Genomic DNA, 15162 nt, shown 5'->3' on the forward strand with positions numbered 1-15162 from the left:
AGTGGAGAGGAATTATGAAGAAAGTGCATTGTTTGAGCATCAATTTTGGCTAAAGGTGCTTACTGATCATTCGCAATTTTTACTTGATGCATTAGCTCCGAAGGAAAAAGAGGATATAAAAAAGGCCACTTATTTTGTTGAAACATTTACGAATCTGTTAAATAAAGTTCGTAATGTGAATCTCATTGCGTTTTCAAAAGAGGCAGAACGAGCCGCAAAGGAAATACGAACGTTTAAATTAAGTATTATACAGAAACAACTCGAGGGAAAAATCACTATTCATTTTACGCCAACTTTCATCAATCATATGGTAAACGAAGTAGAAGAGTATATAACTGTGTTAGAATTTTTAAATAAAGGTGAAGTTCCGCCTGTTTTTCATGAATTACATTATCATCTCGTTTGGTTAACGGATGCGGCTGGCCATGCAGGGTCTATTTCTGGTGGATTAGATCTTGTTGAAAAAAGATTAAAAGAGAAAAGCGAAGAATTTACGAAGCACTTTGAACAATTTTATTTAAAGGCAGTTGAAATGACGGGGTATTTACGGACAGAGCTTCATCATTTTCCTGCATTAAAGAAGTTTACAAAAGATGTTTCACTTGAGTTAAAATTATTTTCGCATTTTCTCCATGAGGTCGAAGAGCTGGAGTTATCGAATGAAATATTAAGTGCATTATCTGCTAGAATGGCGGATCATATGGCAAGAGAAGAATGTTATTACTTATTAAAATTAGCACAATCGTCTGGACTTGAGATGCCAAAATGTAATCCGCTTTAAAGAAAAAAGAGGTCAATTTTATTTGGCCTCTTTTTCTGCTTTATTTTCTCTTTTTATTTTTGCTTGTTCAATACTTGCCTGTAATGTCTCCATAATATTGATGATGTTTGGAGTTGGAGAGATTGTTTCGGTTTTTTCCTGTTGTTCAATTTTGTTTTCGATTAGTTCGGTAAGGGCTTCTTTATACTCATCTGTATACATCTCTTGTTCAAAAGGATTTGTAAGATGGTGGATTAAATTGATTGCTGCTGTGAGTTCTTGTTTTTGAATCGGATAATTTTCGTTACTTGGTAAGTTAGGTGTATTTGTTATATCGCGAATTTCATTAGGGTAGTGAATAGTTTGTAATATAAGCCCATCTTCAAAGTTACGGATAATAGCTAAATGTTGTTTTTTTCTAATGGAAATATGGATAAGACCAAGTTTATTCGTACGTTCAAGTGCTTCTTTTAATAATAAATATGATTTTTCATGTCCTGAGGTAGGGCCTATAAAATAAGAACGATCGTAGAGAACAGAATCAATTTCGTTATTTTGGATAAAAGATATAATACGAATAGATCTTGGTTCGTGAGCTTTTTGCAACTCAGCTAATTCTTTTTCATCCATAATAATGTACTTATGAGGTGCGTATTCATAGGCTTTTACAATATCTTTATCATCAATTTCTTCATCCGTACAATCAGGAGCAAATTTTTTATATTTAATAGGTGTTAAGCATTCTTTATGAAGACTTAAAAACTTTATATCGTTTTCTTCTACGGCACTGTATAGTTTGATTCCTATATTTAATAGTCCAAGTGAAAGGGCACCTTTCCATACGGTATGCAAATGAAGCCTCTCCTTTCATTCAAAAATGATTATGTATATTATGAGATAGTAAGAAATTTCCTATACGTTTTTTGTTTTTACGGAATGTTAAGCAGGAGGATGTGGGATATAAAATATATTGACAAGCCCTCCAAAATATTTTAATGTGATTGTATAAAATTGTGTATATAAAGGGGAGTAACTTATTACAGTAAAGTCGTCATTACAGGGAGAAACCCTCGGCTTTATTGGCAACGTTTCGTTGTTAGTGAGACCTTTACCAGCAATGGTAAAGGCCCCTTATTGTCTTTTTTAGGACCCTTACCATGTTTGGTAGGGGCCTTTTTGTATACAAAGAGAGGAGATATAAAAATGAAAAAACTTATTAGTAGATTAAGAGTTGTATTTCATGTTCGCCGATTTGTTCCATTCCTATTTGACTTTTTCACTTCAAAAGAGGTTTCAATAAAGAAGAAAATTTTATCTATTGCGTTTTTAGTTGGTTATGTTGCGATGCCGCTCGATTTAATTCCAGACTTCTTACCGTTTATCGGTATTTTAGATGATATTGGAATTGTATTATTTATTTTGAACCGAATTGTAAAAATGGGGCCAGTTCAATTACAAGAAAAGCATAACGTAAACGTAGGATAGGAGTTGGGGTAGAAAATATGGAGCAAATTATTTTAGATATAATCGAGTTTTTAAAGCAATTTTCTTATTTTGGAGTTGTGTTAGCATTAACGTTTGAATTTATTCCAGCAGAAGTAGTTTTGCCCATGGTTGGTTATTGGGTGTACGAGGGAGATATGAATTTTTGGCTTGCTGTATTAGCCGGAACCCTCGGCGGAACGACAGGACCTTTAACGTTATATGCACTCGGTTATTACGGTGGTCGTCCTCTATTAATAAAATACGGGAAATACTTCTTCATTAAAGAAGAACAAATTCAAAAAGCAGATGATTTCTTTGAGAAATATGGACCGGTTGTAGCATTTGTTGGACGCTTTGTGCCAGGAGTTCGAACGCTTATTTCTGTTCCATGTGGTATGGCGAAAATGAACATATGGAAATTTAGCATATATACATTTGTAGCAATGTTCCCGTTAACGACTTTGTATGTTTATTTTGGAATGAAATTAGGTCCACATTGGGAAAAAGCAGCGGATGTTGTTGGGCAATATATGTTACCGATATTAGGAGGCGTTATTCTTATCGTTGCTAGTATCTTTGTCTATAAATATATGAAAAAAAGAAACAAAACAGAATCTATCTAGTCACATGAATATTTTTTGAAAATAGATGAATAGTACAGGCAAAAGACTCTGGGGGACATACACATATAGGGAATATAAAAGAGAGAGGGGAAACAACTATGTCTTGTGAGTGCTCAGGGTCAGCATTAACTTGTTGTCCAGATAAAAATTATGTGCAAGATAAAGTGTGTAGTCCGTGGTCTGCTACTGTAGTTGCAACAGCAATTGATAATGTTCTCTATACAAATAATATTAACCAAAACGTAATTGGTACTGGTTTTGTTAAATATGATGTTGGACCAGGCCCAATTACTGTAGAGGTACTTGATTCTGCTGGGGGTACAATTGATACACAAACATTAAACCCAGGAACGAGTATTGCTTTTACGTATCGCCGCTTTGATAGTATACAAGTTGTGTTACCTGCAACACCTGCTGGAACGTATCAGGGAGAATTTTGTATTACAACACGTTATCCACTTTCATAGCAGAATAGGAGAGGATCGAAATGGGAATGAGAAGTTCCAGTTTGTCTTGTTGTTCTAATAAAACACTTGTGCAAGACCAAGTATGTACAGACTGGTCTATTACAGGTGCTGGTACTCAAATTGTATATACAAATAATATCACGCAAGAAGTATATGGTTCAGGTTACGTGAAGTATGATGTAGGTGCCAACCCGATTACAGTTGATTTTTTAGTAGGTGCAACAGTGGTTGATACAATTACTGTACAACCACAAAGTAGTGGTACTTTCACTGTCCGATATTTTACTACTGTCCGAATTACTACGACAGGAACGACTGTTAATCAAGGAGAGTTTTGTATTACAGTACGTTATCCAATCTCATAAAAAGCATACCGTGAACGGTATGCTTTTTATATTAAGGAAATAATGAAATTGGTATTCTATAAGCAACATGTAAATTCGCAACAGTACTTGCCTTCTAAATATAGTGAAGGATTACTTGTTATATTGATAATATTGATCGACTGTAGGTCTTTTCCTGTGTACGATATTGTATTACCAGGAAACACAGTGAAAATATTGGTTACTGTTCCAACGATTTGAATTGTAATTGCTTCGTTGCTGCTAGTACTATTGTAAACCGAGACAGTACCTGATATAAGTAGTATCCCATCACTTTGCCATAGTATCATTAATTGTGATGCATCTTTGGCAGAGGAGATGGTGTTATTAGTTATGAGGAAATTCCCTGCAAATTCATTTGTTACTCGCTCGCAATTTGGATTTGGAGGAGGGGGCGGTGGACAAGGGTCTGGACAAATAATAGATAAAGGAGCGAAACAGCCGATATTTTTTTTATTCTTCAATACAACCCCTCCTTTTAAGTTGTCTTTTATTACTATTAAATGTAAAAGCATGGCCGATGTGTTAAAAAAAGAAGGAAATATTAAAAATTAAGATTGTCTAATAGGCTTAAACCTTAACTTATCATTAGTGTTATAGAAAAGATTATATGTGAATAGTCATAGGAAAAGAATGATCAGACTCTTTTAGACAAAAGGTGGTTGTATACAATAGTACGAGTAATGTTGGACTTAATTTCTAATTAACTGTATATTTACAAAAATCTAATAAAGTTCATTTGTTATTTAAACGACATTAACATGTATTAGATAAAATAGCCCTTGTAATGAATCAATTATTATGAGGAGGATTCACGTGGACAGAAATGCTTTAAGAAAAGTAAAAGGCCTTATTGGATTATTAATGTTTTTTGTATTAGCATTCGTATCATTTCCATGGAGTACATCAGTCAAGGCGGAAGAGAAAAAGCAAGAAAAGGCATCAAGTGAGAAGAAGATAGTTTTTCCAGTTGTAAGTGATGTGCATATTAAAAACAGTGGAACAGATGATACGTTTCGCTGGAAAAGAGCGATTGAACAGTTTAATACACTAGCACCAAAGCAAGATGCATTTGTTATTGTAGGTGATTTCACAGATACAGGATCAGTGCAGCAATATGATCGTTTCATGCAAGTGTATAATGAAAATGCAAATAAAGATGCCGTGAGAATGAATTCTCTTGGTAACCATGATTATTGGAACGGTTTATCTGTAGAGGGCGCACAGAAGCGTTTCTTAGAAAAAACAGGTATGGAATCAATTTATTATCATAAAGTGGTAAAAGGTTATCACTTCCTTGTTATGTCTCCAGAGAATGGAACAACTCATGGCTATTATTCGGACAAGCAAATTAATTGGTTAAAAGAAGAAATGGCAAAAGCGCAAAAAGATGATCCAGAAAAACCGATTTTTGTATTTTTACATCAACACATTAAAGAGACAGTATACGGTAGTCATGAATGGGGAACACAAGATAGCGCAAAAATTAATGCAGTATTAAAAGAATACCCACAAGTTATTACGTTTTCAGGTCATTCACATTATCCATTAGATGATCCGAGATCGATACATCAAAAAGACTTTACATCAGTTGGTACATCTTCAGTAAGTTATATGGAAGTTGAAGGTGGTAAAGTACAAGGGAATATCCCGCCAGGAGCTAGTACGTTAAGCCAAGGTTTATTAGTAGAAGTAGATGATAAAGAAGTAACGATTAATCGTCGTGATTTCCATACGAATTCTTGGACAGGCGAGCCTTGGAAAATTAAATTACCAGCAAAGAAAGAAACATTTACACATGTAGAAGATCGTGATAAAGAAAAGCCATACTTTGCTAAGGATGTAAAGCTTGCTGTATCAAATGTAACAGAAAATGCGGCAACAGTAACATTCCCACAAGCGTTGGACAACCTCCTTGTTCACTCTTACCGTGTGCAGGCTAGAGATAAGCAAACGGGTGAAATGAAAAATAAATTGTTAGCATTCTCAGAGTTTTATCGTGATCCAGTGCCGAAAGATCTTACGTTTACACTGGCAGGGTTAGATGGCGGGAAAATATATACACTTGAAGTTGTTGCAATTGATTCGTTTGGTAATGAAAGTGCGCAGCCTTTAACGGCAGAAATTACTACGAAAAAAGATGATATTGATCCGAATGTAAAAGTGCCAAAGGCTGATGTTTTCGATGTGAATTTTGCAGATGGTACATTTAAAGACAATTCACCATTTGGTACAAAAGGTGATGTGAAGGGCAATGTGACTATTGAATATGATAAAGCATTGAAAAAGAATGTTATGAAGTTAAACGGACAATCTAATACATTTGGATACCTTCCATTTTCAGCAGCACAAAAAGAGAAAGTAGCAAATACATTTACGTTAGAAACGGTATTTTCAATGAATCAAATCCGTGGCCAAGGTATTTTGCAAAATACAGAGAGCGGCGGAATTGGATTTGAGTCTACAGGAAGTGGATATGTTGAATTATGGGCTCACATTGGTGGCAGCTATAAACGTGTTGGAGTTCAATTAGAAGCGAACAAAACGTATCATTTAACAGGAACGTATAACGGAAGTGAAGTAGCTATTTATGTCGATGGTAAAAAAGTAAATAGCCAACCAGCTACAGGGAAAGTGTATCATCCAAATGTACCATTTGCACTTGGAGCGGATCCTGATAGCAATGGAAATGGTGGCATTCCGTTAAATGGACAAATCGCGCTTGCGAAATTATATAGTAAAGCGTTAAGTTCTTCAGAAGTATTAGCAGCGTACAATGAGTTTTCTAACCGTACGAAATTAGAGCAAGTGAACGCGTTATATGAAGAGCTTGGAAAAGGGAAAGAAGTGTTAGCTGGTACGTATGAGTTTGGTGATAAGCCAGGTCAATATTCAAAGGAAGCATTTCAAGAACTAGAGAAAAGCTATAATAATGCAAAACAAGTGTTTGAAAATGTAGGGAGCACGGGAGAGCAAATCGTTCAAACATATAACGAATTAAAAACAGCTAATGTAACATTTGTACAATCTAAAGTAGTAGAACAACCGAAAACACCGAAAGAAAAATTACAAATCAATATTGAATCTGCAAAAGTAGTAGTGAAAAAAGCGCAAGATGCAAATGTAACGGACGGTTCAGTGAAAGCACTGAGTCAAAAAATTACAGTGGCCGAAGCTGTAGTGAAAGATGTAAAAGTAAAAGATACACAGGTAGAAACAATGAATCGTACGATGGAATATGCAATTTCACTCGTTGAAAAAAGCATAAACAAGTAAGAGAGAAGAAAAGAAGCTTATCATGATAGGCTTCTTTTTTGTTATACTAAAAATAGCATAGAATGAAGGAGCGAATAATTTGGAACAGAAAAAGCTAAAAAGAATTCTTGAATATGTATGGATCGCGGTTGTGCTCCTTGTAGGATATTATTTCTTAAAAGAAAAAAGTATATGGGTTTTATTTTTAATGACGTTTTTATTAGCGGGTTTAGGCACGTTATTTATTAATTTCTTCTTTGATAGTTTAAATGCCTGGAAGAATAAAAAGAAGGGAACGAAGTAAAGGAGGGAATATATGCAAAAGTGGAAGCTCATATATCAGGTGATTATTTTCCTATTGCTTGTAGGTATTGGAATTGTGAAATACGCAACGCCAATAGGAAATTGGGCATGGTTTACAGCTTGCATCGGCATATTTTTCATTTTACAATCGTTGACGAAAAAATATAATAGTACAGAAAGATAGCTCGCCGCTAAAACGGCGAGCTATTTTGTTATGCTTTTTTCTTTTCATCATTTGTTTTTTCAATAGCTAAATGACTATGTTTCCTAGAGTAGAAGAAATAGAAGCATAAGCCGACTATAAGCCAAACTGCAAAGCTAATCCATGTTGTTTTAGACAAATTGATCATTAAATATAAGCAGCAAAGAATCGCGACAACTGGTAATACAGGTACGAAAGGTGTACGGAATCCACGTTTTAAATCAGGGTGTGTTTTTCGTAAAATAAGTACTGCGCAGCAAACGAATGTAAAGGCTGTTAACGTACCGATGTTTACTAAATTCGCTAGCAAATGTAAGTCTAAAAGGCCTGCTAATAAAGCAGCAACAACGCCAGTAATCCACGTATTTAATAAAGGGATTTTTACTTTTTTATTTACACGTGCTAACGCTTTTGGAAGTAAACCGTCACGGCTCATCGCATACGAAACGCGAACTTGTCCATACATAACGACTAAGAGAACGGTTGTCATTCCAGTCATCGCTCCAACAGCGAGTAGTCCTGCAATTGTATCCTCACCAACGAAATGCAATGCAAATGCAACTGGATCAGAAACGTCTAATTGCGTATAAGGAACCATACCTGTTAAAACGAAAGATACGATCATATATAAAACAGTACAAATAAGAAGAGAACCGATAATACCAATTGGTAAGTCACGCTGCGGTTTTTTCGTTTCTTCTGCAGCTGTTGCGATTGCATCAAATCCTAAGAAGGCGAAGAACACAGTGGCAGCCCCAGTAATAATACCGTCGTATCCGAATGGGATGAACGGTGTCCAGTTTTCAGGTTTTACATATTTTGCACCTGCTACGATAAAGGCGATAATAACGGCTAACTTAATAAGAACCATAATATTATTAATGCGTGCGCTTTCGCGTATACCAAAACTTAAAAGGCCCGTAATAAGAAGTAAAATACAGACAGCAGGTAAATCGATGAGACCACCTTTTCCTACGCCGGGGGCCGAGGCGATTATGGCGGGCAGGTGTATATTGAACCCTTGTAGTAATGATTGCAAATAACCAGACCAACCGACAGCTACTGCTGCAACGGCAAGTAAATATTCGAGCATTAAACACCATCCGACGATGAAGGCGACGACTTCTCCGACTGTCATGTATGCGTAAGTATACACACTTCCTGAGACAGGAATAGAAGAAGCAAATTCAGCGTAACAAAAGGCTACACAAGCACAAGTAAATGCAGCAATAAGGAATGATAGCATAATACCAGGACCAGAATGTTTTGCTGCAACAATACCTGTTAATACAAAGATCCCTGTCCCAATTACGGCGCCGATTCCTAAAAATGTTAAATCGAGTGCAGTTAATGTTCTAGCTAGCTGCTTTGGTGATTCAGTACTAAGCGCTTTTTTTCGTAATAATGACTTCACTTTGGACTCTCCCCCCGTTTTTTCATTTCCATAACTGCGACTATAGTATGAGTCCATTAAAAAAGAGTAAGTAAGGAAGTGGAGGTGCAGTTATGGTATGTAGTTTTTTAAAATTGCTGGATTAATCTTAATATAATTCAGAATATTTTGTCAAATAAAAATATGACAAATAAAATGCGGATCAATAGGGGAAACTACTTGCAGAAATGGACGGGGGTTAACGACCCACTGATTAAAGTTAAAGTAGGAGCAGATGCTATGTTATTTTATTTTGAACTTGTCGTCATTTTACTTTGTACGAAATTAGCTGGTGACATTAGTGTAAGACTTGGTCAGCCTTCTGTACTTGGTAAGTTAATTGTCGGTATTATTATCGGTCCGGCTGTACTTGGTATTATTAATAGTTCTGAACTGATTGATGAATTGAGTGAGATTGGTGTTTTGTTACTTATGTTTATGGCGGGACTTGAAACAGATTTAGAAGAGTTAAATCGGAATTTGAAATCGTCGTTTGCAGTAGCGGCCGGTGGAATTATTTTTCCTTTCATCGGTGGTTATGTAACAGGATTGCTGTTTGGATTAATACAATCCCATGCCATTTTTTTAGGGTTATTACTTTGCGCAACATCGGTTAGTATTACGGTGCAGACGCTACGTGATCTAGGAAAAATGAATACGAGAGAAAGTACAACAATTTTAGGTGCTGCCGTATTTGATGATGTCATTGTCGTTATTTTATTAGCATTTGTAATGAGTTTTTTAGGAACGCAAGATGTGAATATAACACTTGTCATTGTAAAGAAAATTATTTTCTTTGTAAGTATTGTTTTTATTGCTTGGAAAGTCGTTCCTTGGATTATGAAAATGCTTGTCCCGCTTCGTGTAACAGAAGCGTTAATTAGCGCGGCTCTTATTATTTGTTTCTCTTTTTCTTATTACAGTGAAATGATGGGAATTGCAGGCATTATTGGAGCATTTGCAGCAGGAATTGCTATTTCTCAAACAGAGTATAAGCATGAAGTGGAACATAAAATTGAACCGATTGCTTATGCAATATTTGTTCCAGTATTCTTCGTAAGTATCGGAATGGAAATTACATTTCAAGGCATTGGAAGTCAGCTTTGGTTCATTATTATTATGACTCTCGTTGCGATTTTCACAAAGTTAATCGGATCCGGCTTAGGCGCAAGACTGACAGGATTTAATCGCCAATCTTCTATCAGTATTGGTGCGGGGATGGTATCACGTGGTGAAGTAGCGCTTATCATCGCAGCAAATGGACTTACGGCGAATTTATTAGCGAAAGAAAATTTCACAGCGATTGTTATTGTTGTTATATTGACGACGATTATTACACCGCCACTTTTGAAGAAATATTTTGTATAGACAGGAAGGGCTTATCTGATGTAGGTAAGCTCTTTTTTTATTCCCAAAAGCAATGATCATATAGCATGAAGGGTTTGTAATTATGGTAAAATCTATGTATGTGATATGACAAGGAGAGGGAAGTGTGAAGATTACGAAGGAGAAGGTTATCGGTGTAATCGTACTTATTGCAGTATGTATACCATTTACTGCATGGAAAGAATCAAAAGTGAAAGATTTTCCGGTTTCTATTTTTTCGGAAGAAGCAGATGGTGAGTACGGTCAGAAGCTGAAATATACTGCTTTTTTACCTGATGTTGCGATTTGGATGAACGGTTGGGAAAAGAAGTGGACAGAGGGGGAAAGAACTGTTTATCAAAAAGGGAATCGCATTGTAAATGTGTTTCATCCTCCTGGCGATGATGGTTATTACCTTCTTGAAGCAAGAGAAAATAAGTGAACGCAACTGTAAGAAGTGGAGGTTAAATAGTGAAAGCTTCAACATTACTATTTAAAATTGAAAGTAATATGGATCAATTTTCACCAGCTGAGAAGAAGGTTGCCATGTACATAATGGAGAATGCAGAGATTGTACCGAATTTAACGACGAAAGAAGTGTCAACGAATGCAGGAGCAAGTGAAGCGAGTGTCGTTCGCTTTTGTAAATCGATTGGAATCGGAAGTTTTAAAGCATTTAAGATAGCACTCGTTCGTGAATTAACGATTGCTGATTATAATATTAACGATTTTTCAGTGATGAATACAGAAGATGGACCGTATGATTTATTTAATAAAGTTACTTATGTGAATAAAGCTGCAATTGAGGCGAGTGTTACTGCAATAGATAAGAGGGAACTTGAGAAAGCAGCGGATCGTATTGTCAATGCGGGCAAAATTATATTTTACGGAGTAGGTGGATCAGCTACGCCAGCAATGGACGGGGCTTATAAATTTACGCGGCTTGGATTTACAGCGATGATGCTATCTGATTTTCATATGATGTTGCCACTTGTGACGAATTTAAAAGAAGGTGATATATTTGTTGCGATTTCAACATCTGGTCGAACGAAAGATGTGCTTGAAATGGCGCAGTATGCAAAGAGACAAGGTGCAACTGTTATTGGAATTACGAAATTAGATCAATCATCACCCCTATATAAAGAAGCGGATATTCGCCTTTGTATGCCAGATGTAGAACAAGATCATCGTATTGCGAGTATTGCTTCGAGAATGACACAATTGAATATGATCGATGCTTTATATGTTATTACTTTCAATCGAATTGGTAATAAAGTATTGGATCAATTTATAGAGACGCGAGAAGAAGCGTTGCGGTTACGGAAGTTAAAGTAGAAGAAAAGATGAGGAGACTCATCTTTTTTATTATCTTTGACACAAATATGTCATGTTGTGAAATTTTATTTCATAAAATAAGAAAGGATTATTGATTTTTAGTTTCTTGAAGTTATAATAAAAGTGTGAAATATAATTTCAAAGAGGGTGGAAATATGTTAGAAAATTTATCGACAGAACATCGTAATGAGAAAACAATGAATCTGGATGAAATGAGCATAAAAGAAGTATTGCAAAGTATGAATGAAGAAGATCGAACTGTTGCGTTAGCAGTTGAAAAAGAGATAGAACAAATTGAAAAGGTTGTACAGACTGTTATTAAATCTTTTGAAGAAGAGGGACGCTTAATTTACATTGGTGCTGGTACGAGTGGTCGTTTAGGTATCCTAGATGCAGTGGAATGTCCGCCGACATTTGGCACGGATGATAAAATGGTGCAAGGATTTATAGCAGGTGGATTGAAAGCGTTTACTAAAGCGGTGGAAGGTGCCGAAGATCGCGAAGAGTTAGCAGAAGAAGATTTAAAAAGTATTGGATTAAATGAGAAAGATACAGTGATTGGAATTGCTGCCAGTGGCAGAACTCCTTACGTAATTGGCGGCTTGAAATACGCACAGAGCGTAGGAGCGAGTACAGCGAGTATTTCTTGTAATAAAAATGCTGAAATAAGTAAATATGCAAATTTAAATGTGGAAGTAGAAACAGGTGCAGAAATATTAACAGGATCAACGCGTTTAAAAGCTGGTACAGCACAAAAATTAGTGCTGAATATGATTTCAACAGCTTCGATGATTGGTGTAGGAAAAGTATATAAAAACTTAATGGTAGATGTTCAATCCACAAATGAAAAGTTAGTAGAACGGTCAAAACGAATTATTGTGGAAGCAACAGGCGCTAGTTATGAAGTAGCGGCAGAGTATTATGAAAAGGCAGAACGTAACGTAAAAGCTGCCATTGTTATGGTGTTGTTGCAGTGTGAGTATGGGGAAGCACTGGAGAAACTAAAATACGCAAAAGGGTTTGTGAAGAAAGCACTATAAAGTAATAGGGAGGGGGATTCTATTATGAAGAAAGAAGAGAGAATGGCCAAGGAAATTTCGGAGCAACTTGGTGGAATAAAAAATATTCGTAGTATTGCTCATTGTATGACGAGACTACGTTTAACGCTTCATGATGAAAGTAAAGTAAATATGGACCTTTTGAAAAAAGTTGAAGGCGTTATGGGTGTTATAGAAGATGAGACGCTTCAAGTTGTCGTTGGTCCAGGAACAGTAAATAAAGTAGCAGCTGAAATGGAAGGTTTGACAGGACTACGAATTGGTGAGGTAGCAGATCATCACCTTGAAGATATTGGGCAAGAGATGAAATCAGAGATTAAGAAGAAAAATAATACACCGGTGAAAAACTTTTTACGAAAAATAGGAAGTATTTTCATCCCATTAATTCCGGGGCTTGTTGCGTCAGGAATTATAAACGGGGTTGCTAACTTTGCGAAAAATGCTGGTGCTGATCCAAATGCAACGTGGTTACAAATGTTACTACTCATTGGCGGCGGTATCTTTACATTCTTAGGAATTTTAGTCGGCTGGAATACAGCGAAAGAATTTGGCGGGACAACGGTTCTTGGGGCAATTGCTGGTATTTTAATTTTCAACCCGGCGATGGCAAACGTAAAATTGTTTGGTGAAGCGTTAGTGCCCGGACGGGGCGGATTGTTTGCAGTTATTTTTGCAGCATGGCTTATGGTTGTAGTGGAAAGACAAGTTCGAAAAGCAGTGCCAAACGCAGTTGATATTATCGTGACACCACTCATTACTGTATTAGTTGTAAGTATCGTAACGATGTTAGCCATTCAGCCATTAGCAGGTTTCTTATCAGATGGTATTACGAGCGGAATTAATGCTATTTTAAATATTGGCGGAGCATTTGCTGGCGCAGTACTTGCGGGAACATTTTTACCTCTCGTTATGGTCGGATTGCATCACGGTTTAACACCAATTCATATGGAATTTATTAATCAAACACACGTAACACCTTTATTACCAGTGCTCGCAATGGCTGGTGCTGGCCAAGTGGGCGCAGCAATTGCGATTTATGTGAAAACAAAAAACAAACGACTTCGAAATGTAATTAAAGGTGGATTGCCAGTTGGCTTTTTAGGAATTGGTGAGCCGTTATTATACGGGGTGACATTACCACTTGGGAAACCGTTTATTACTGCTTGTTTAGGAGCGGCTGTCGGTGGTGCATTCCAAGCAGTTATGCAAACAGCTTCTCTTGGAATTGGCGTATCAGGGCTATCTTTAATTCCGTTAATTGCTGACAATAAATATTTACTCTATTTCTTAGGTTTAGTAATTGCATATGCTTTCGGATTTATCTTTACGTATTTCTTCGGATTTAAAGAAGAAATGGCAGAAAACATATAGAGAAAGGGATTCCTTTCTCTTTTTCTATTAATAGAAAGGGAGATTTATATGATCGGAGTTTCCATTTATCTTTCAAAAGAACGAGTAGAGAAACAAGAAGAGTGGTTAAAAGTAGCGAAGGAAAATGGGTTTACATCTATTTTTACATCACTGCACATTCCAGAAGATGATCCAAATACGTATAAAGAGTTAATTCAAATATTAGGGAAACAAGCTCTTGCACATGAAATGGAGCTAATGGTTGATGTTTCTCCAAAATCGTTACACCATTTAGGGCTAACATATGAAAATGTGGAAGAGCTATTGGACTGGGGCATTACCGGTTTAAGAATGGATTACGGCATTGCGCCAAAAGAAATTGCAAGCGTATCTCATAAGATGAAAGTAGCTTTAAATGCGAGTACGATTACAAATTCATTTTGGAAAGAATTACTTGCAGAACATATAAGAGTAGAGAATGTAGAAGCATGGCATAATTTTTACCCACGTCCAGAGACAGGACTAGCAAAGTCCTTCTTACAAAAACAAAATCAATATTTACAGGAGTGCGGAATAAAAACGATGGCATTTATTCCAGGAGACGCGGAAAAACGTGGTCCGTTATATGAAGGGTTACCAACGTTAGAAAAACATCGCAATATGCGCCCGCTTGAAGCGTACTTAGAACTTGTTCAAGATTGTGGTGTTGATAAAGTATTGATTGGAGATATAAGCGCAAGTTTGGAAAGTATGCAAGAAGTAGCTAGTGCGAGTAGAGGGATTATTCCATTGCGTTACAAATCATTTATAACTGATAAAGAAGTATTAAAAGTGGTGGAGCAAGTGCATACAAATAGACTAGATCCGGCTCGTGATGTTATTCGATCTGTAGAATCAAGGGAAGGAAATAGAGTGGTTTTACAGCCGATGCATACAATTGTAAGAAAGAAAGGCAGCATTACAATTGATAATGAATTGTACGGTAGATATGCAGGGGAGATGCAAGTTGCTACACATGATTTACCTGTAGATGAGAAAGTGAATGTTGTTGGAATAGTTGTGGAAGAGGACGTTTCTTTACTGCCTTATATTGGCGCTGGAAAAATGTTTCAACTTTTTCTATGCGATAGAATAAAAGCTTGAA

The 15162-nt window shown here is 36.4% G+C and carries 18 protein-coding genes; 15 read left to right on the top strand and 3 right to left on the bottom strand.

The window, feature by feature from the left end; all coding sequences use genetic code 11:
• The first annotated feature begins 1 nt into the window (after position 1).
• On the top strand, positions 2-781 hold the full coding sequence (locus V7S45_RS04225; protein WP_000440988.1) for a DUF2935 domain-containing protein: 780 nt from the start codon (positions 2-4) through the stop codon (positions 779-781).
• A gap of 18 nt (positions 782-799) precedes the next feature.
• Here the strand turns inward: V7S45_RS04225 and V7S45_RS04230 are convergent, their stop codons facing one another.
• Entirely contained in the window at positions 800-1612 is an 813-nt protein-coding gene (locus V7S45_RS04230; protein ID WP_000557737.1) for a Ku protein, read from the bottom strand.
• A gap of 351 nt (positions 1613-1963) precedes the next feature.
• On the opposite strand from V7S45_RS04230, the gene V7S45_RS04235 reads away from it, so the two are divergent.
• The 4 genes from V7S45_RS04235 (at position 1964) to V7S45_RS04250 (ending at position 3700) form a co-directional block, all read left to right on the top strand.
• The gene (locus V7S45_RS04235) at positions 1964-2245 is read left to right on the top strand and encodes a DUF1232 domain-containing protein (RefSeq protein ID WP_025688202.1); all 282 of its coding nucleotides are present in this window, start codon (positions 1964-1966) and stop codon (positions 2243-2245) included.
• Between the two features lie 17 nt (positions 2246-2262).
• Positions 2263-2868 (top strand): DedA family protein, encoded by a 606-nt coding sequence (locus tag V7S45_RS04240; protein WP_000435017.1) that lies wholly within the window; start codon positions 2263-2265, stop codon positions 2866-2868.
• Between the two features lie 98 nt (positions 2869-2966).
• The gene (locus tag V7S45_RS04245; RefSeq protein WP_001277537.1) at positions 2967-3335 is read left to right on the top strand and encodes a DUF3992 domain-containing protein; all 369 of its coding nucleotides are present in this window, start codon (positions 2967-2969) and stop codon (positions 3333-3335) included.
• A 20-nt stretch (positions 3336-3355) separates the two neighbouring features.
• Entirely contained in the window at positions 3356-3700 is a 345-nt protein-coding gene (locus V7S45_RS04250; RefSeq protein WP_000525819.1) for an S-Ena type endospore appendage, read from the top strand.
• Positions 3701-3756: 56 nt separating this feature from the next.
• Here the strand turns inward: V7S45_RS04250 and V7S45_RS04255 are convergent, their stop codons facing one another.
• Positions 3757-4140 (bottom strand): S-Ena type endospore appendage, encoded by a 384-nt coding sequence (locus V7S45_RS04255; RefSeq protein ID WP_225989749.1) that lies wholly within the window; start codon positions 4138-4140, stop codon positions 3757-3759.
• Here V7S45_RS04255 and V7S45_RS04260 point away from each other — a divergent pair.
• From V7S45_RS04260 to V7S45_RS04275, 4 genes are all read left to right on the top strand, one after another.
• Positions 4025-4273 carry a hypothetical protein gene (locus V7S45_RS04260; RefSeq protein ID WP_002025365.1) on the top strand — a complete coding sequence of 83 codons (249 nt, stop codon included), beginning with the start codon at positions 4025-4027 and terminating at the stop codon, positions 4271-4273. The genes V7S45_RS04255 and V7S45_RS04260 overlap by 116 nt on opposite strands.
• Before the next feature lie 261 nt (positions 4274-4534).
• Positions 4535-6994 carry an FN3 and LamG domain-containing metallophosphoesterase family protein gene (locus V7S45_RS04265; RefSeq protein WP_342761666.1) on the top strand — a complete coding sequence of 820 codons (2460 nt, stop codon included), beginning with the start codon at positions 4535-4537 and terminating at the stop codon, positions 6992-6994.
• Positions 6995-7073: 79 nt separating this feature from the next.
• Positions 7074-7277, top strand: coding sequence for a hypothetical protein (locus tag V7S45_RS04270; RefSeq protein ID WP_000435797.1), 204 nt, complete (start codon positions 7074-7076; stop codon positions 7275-7277).
• Between the two features lie 12 nt (positions 7278-7289).
• The gene (locus V7S45_RS04275; RefSeq protein WP_001174839.1) at positions 7290-7460 is read left to right on the top strand and encodes a hypothetical protein; all 171 of its coding nucleotides are present in this window, start codon (positions 7290-7292) and stop codon (positions 7458-7460) included.
• Positions 7461-7488: 28 nt separating this feature from the next.
• Here V7S45_RS04275 and V7S45_RS04280 read toward each other — a convergent pair whose 3' ends face one another.
• Complete coding sequence (locus tag V7S45_RS04280) at positions 7489-8949, bottom strand: amino acid permease (protein WP_002040681.1); 1461 nt, start codon at positions 8947-8949, stop codon at positions 7489-7491.
• A 117-nt stretch (positions 8950-9066) separates the two neighbouring features.
• Between V7S45_RS04280 and V7S45_RS04285 the strand changes: the two genes are divergently transcribed.
• The 6 genes from V7S45_RS04285 (at position 9067) to V7S45_RS04310 (ending at position 15161) form a co-directional block, all read left to right on the top strand.
• On the top strand, positions 9067-10278 hold the full coding sequence (locus tag V7S45_RS04285; protein WP_113732246.1) for a cation:proton antiporter: 1212 nt from the start codon (positions 9067-9069) through the stop codon (positions 10276-10278).
• Positions 10279-10402: 124 nt separating this feature from the next.
• On the top strand, positions 10403-10717 hold the full coding sequence (locus V7S45_RS04290) for a hypothetical protein (RefSeq protein WP_000704958.1): 315 nt from the start codon (positions 10403-10405) through the stop codon (positions 10715-10717).
• Positions 10718-10746: 29 nt separating this feature from the next.
• Entirely contained in the window at positions 10747-11610 is an 864-nt protein-coding gene (locus tag V7S45_RS04295) for a MurR/RpiR family transcriptional regulator (RefSeq protein WP_342761667.1), read from the top strand.
• Positions 11611-11765: 155 nt separating this feature from the next.
• Complete coding sequence (gene murQ / locus V7S45_RS04300) at positions 11766-12650, top strand: N-acetylmuramic acid 6-phosphate etherase (protein WP_000892350.1); 885 nt, start codon at positions 11766-11768, stop codon at positions 12648-12650.
• A 24-nt stretch (positions 12651-12674) separates the two neighbouring features.
• Positions 12675-14039, top strand: coding sequence for a PTS transporter subunit EIIC (locus V7S45_RS04305; RefSeq protein ID WP_257115874.1), 1365 nt, complete (start codon positions 12675-12677; stop codon positions 14037-14039).
• 48 nt (positions 14040-14087) lie between these two features.
• On the top strand, positions 14088-15161 hold the full coding sequence (locus V7S45_RS04310; RefSeq protein WP_025688212.1) for a MupG family TIM beta-alpha barrel fold protein: 1074 nt from the start codon (positions 14088-14090) through the stop codon (positions 15159-15161).
• Position 15162: the final 1 nt, after the last annotated feature.

This window comes from Bacillus sp. BR3(2024) (genome assembly GCF_039134555.1).
GTDB classification, from domain to species: Bacteria; Bacillota; Bacilli; order Bacillales; family Bacillaceae_G; genus Bacillus_A; species Bacillus_A cereus.

Coding starts and splice junctions, on each gene's coding strand:
- V7S45_RS04235 (WP_025688202.1), top strand. CDS start 1,964: ATGAAAAAACTTATTAGTAGATTAAGAGTTGTATTTCATGTTCGCCGA.
- V7S45_RS04240 (WP_000435017.1), top strand. CDS start 2,263: ATGGAGCAAATTATTTTAGATATAATCGAGTTTTTAAAGCAATTTTCT.
- V7S45_RS04245 (WP_001277537.1), top strand. CDS start 2,967: ATGTCTTGTGAGTGCTCAGGGTCAGCATTAACTTGTTGTCCAGATAAA.
- V7S45_RS04250 (WP_000525819.1), top strand. CDS start 3,356: ATGGGAATGAGAAGTTCCAGTTTGTCTTGTTGTTCTAATAAAACACTT.
- V7S45_RS04275 (WP_001174839.1), top strand. CDS start 7,290: ATGCAAAAGTGGAAGCTCATATATCAGGTGATTATTTTCCTATTGCTT.
- V7S45_RS04280 (WP_002040681.1), bottom strand. CDS start 8,949: ATGGACTCATACTATAGTCGCAGTTATGGAAATGAAAAAACGGGGGGA.
- V7S45_RS04285 (WP_113732246.1), top strand. CDS start 9,067: ATGCGGATCAATAGGGGAAACTACTTGCAGAAATGGACGGGGGTTAAC.
- murQ (WP_000892350.1), top strand. CDS start 11,766: ATGTTAGAAAATTTATCGACAGAACATCGTAATGAGAAAACAATGAAT.
- V7S45_RS04305 (WP_257115874.1), top strand. CDS start 12,675: ATGAAGAAAGAAGAGAGAATGGCCAAGGAAATTTCGGAGCAACTTGGT.
- V7S45_RS04310 (WP_025688212.1), top strand. CDS start 14,088: ATGATCGGAGTTTCCATTTATCTTTCAAAAGAACGAGTAGAGAAACAA.